General features: G+C 36.9%; 2 protein-coding genes. Both read right to left on the reverse strand.

Going from position 1 to position 1785, the window contains the following annotated elements; genetic code table 11:
- Window positions 1–85: 85 nt before the first annotated feature.
- Window positions 86–1051 (reverse strand): IS3 family transposase, encoded by a 966-nt coding sequence (locus tag GT575_RS14815; RefSeq protein WP_330577083.1) that lies wholly within the window; start codon window positions 1049–1051, stop codon window positions 86–88.
- Window positions 1048–1725, reverse strand: a complete 678-nt coding sequence (locus GT575_RS14820) for a helix-turn-helix domain-containing protein (RefSeq protein WP_161172306.1) — start codon at window positions 1723–1725, stop codon at window positions 1048–1050. Before GT575_RS14820 ends, GT575_RS14815 begins: the two co-directional genes overlap by 4 nt.
- Window positions 1726–1785 lie beyond the last annotated feature (60 nt).

Here is a 1785-nt window from a genome sequence, read left to right on the forward strand (position 1 = left end):
ATGATATGCCCCCTGTCAAGTAGACAGGTTAAATATCTAAAATGAGGTGCTGATGAACGACCGTACAAAATGTGCGGTCGTTTTTCTATGCACACCATTTCTCTTTATATTTTTCAATTCGTTTATTTTTAGGAATAGGATACTCTTGTGGTGTTGCGATAGATAGTGCTTCATCTCTTACTTCTAATGGTGTTTTGCAATGATACCTGTCTTGCGGTCGTTCTTCACTATAAAATCTAATATAATCCTTTATTGCAAACCTTAATGAAGATTCATCTGTTATTTCGTACATCTGAAACATTTCTGATTTTATGATACCCCAAAAACCTTCTGTTGGACCATTATCTATACAGCGACCAACTCGTGACATTGATTGTTCCAACTCGTGTTCCTTAAGTTTTCTTTGAAACACTTTGCTGGTGTATTGGAATCCTCTGTCACTGTGAAAGAGTGGTTTCGCCTCCGGATTGGCAGCAAGTGCTTTATCAAAGGTTTTAAATACAAGTTTGTTGTCGTTTCGGGTACTGATTACATATGCAACCGGATATCGGTCGTATAAATCAAGGATTGCACTCAGATATAGTTTTTTGTTCTCACCTGGAACTTTAAACTCAGTCACGTCCGTAGCCCACTTTTCATTAGGAGCACATGCATAAAAATCTCTGCCCAGCTTATTTTCAGCTATAAACTCTGGTGTTGATGAAGTATATTTCTTCTTTTTCTTTCTGATTACAGAATGAATTCCCAGCTTCTTCATGATTCTATGTACTCGTTTCGGTTTATAATCAGTATGGTTGAAGTGATTAATCCAAGAGGTCATTCTTCTGTATCCCAAAATATGATTGAAACGCTCATCATACTCCTTTATAAGTTCTGCCAGCTTCATATTTTCTGCTTCCTGTTCAGGTATCTCGCGGTGCAGCCACTTATAGTACGCAGCCCTTGATACTTCAAGTTGCTTGCACATCCAATTAATACTCCAGTTCTTTGTTTCATAGAAAAACTTTATTGCCATAAATTTTGAATCATAGCGAATTTTCCCGAGCCTCACATCCTTTCGAATTCTTGCACTTTTTTTAACAGTTCGGCTAACATATCCTTTTCTTGCAGTTGTCGCTTTAATCGGATATTTTCTCTCCGAAGACGTTCTAATTCGTCTACTTCTTCATCCGTTTTGTGGTGTCCTCGCCTATCCGTTAATCCATCTTCCCCTTGTGCATCATACTTCCTTGCCCAGGAATAAACCTGACTGTATGAGACATCGTAAATGCTTGCAGTTCCTTTATAGTCACGGTTGTGATTAATACAGTAATCTACGATTTCCTTACGTTCTTCAATAGTTGTTTTTCTTCGTGCGTCTGCCATATAGATCTCCCTGTTCGGAACATAGTCCTTAAGTTCTCTATTGGCATTATACAATGAAATCCATTCCCGTAACATATGTGAACTTGACAATTGATACTGTGAAACAACGTCAAGTATAGAAGATTCCCCTTTTAATACAGTATCAACGCATTGGATTTTGAAATCTTTCGTGTATTGCTTGTTCCCCTTTGTATTAATAAATGCATTTATACCATGAGTTTTATAAACATTTATCCAATCTCTAATTGTGGATTCTGGTATATTATATTTTTCAGATAAATCTTTTCTGGAACAGTTGCCATCCAAATATTCCTGCGCAACTTTAGCCCTAAACTCAGGTGTATATGATGATTTAGACATAAAAAACCTCCTAAGTAGATTTTGGTTATTTGCCTTGTCTACTTAAGAGGTATCATATCA

Origin of the sequence: Coprococcus sp. BIOML-A2, assembly GCF_009875795.1 — a bacterium.
Taxonomy (GTDB): Bacteria; Bacillota; Clostridia; order Lachnospirales; family Lachnospiraceae; genus Coprococcus; species Coprococcus aceti.

Coding starts and splice junctions, on each gene's coding strand:
- GT575_RS14820 (WP_161172306.1), bottom strand. CDS start 1,725: ATGTCTAAATCATCATATACACCTGAGTTTAGGGCTAAAGTTGCGCAG.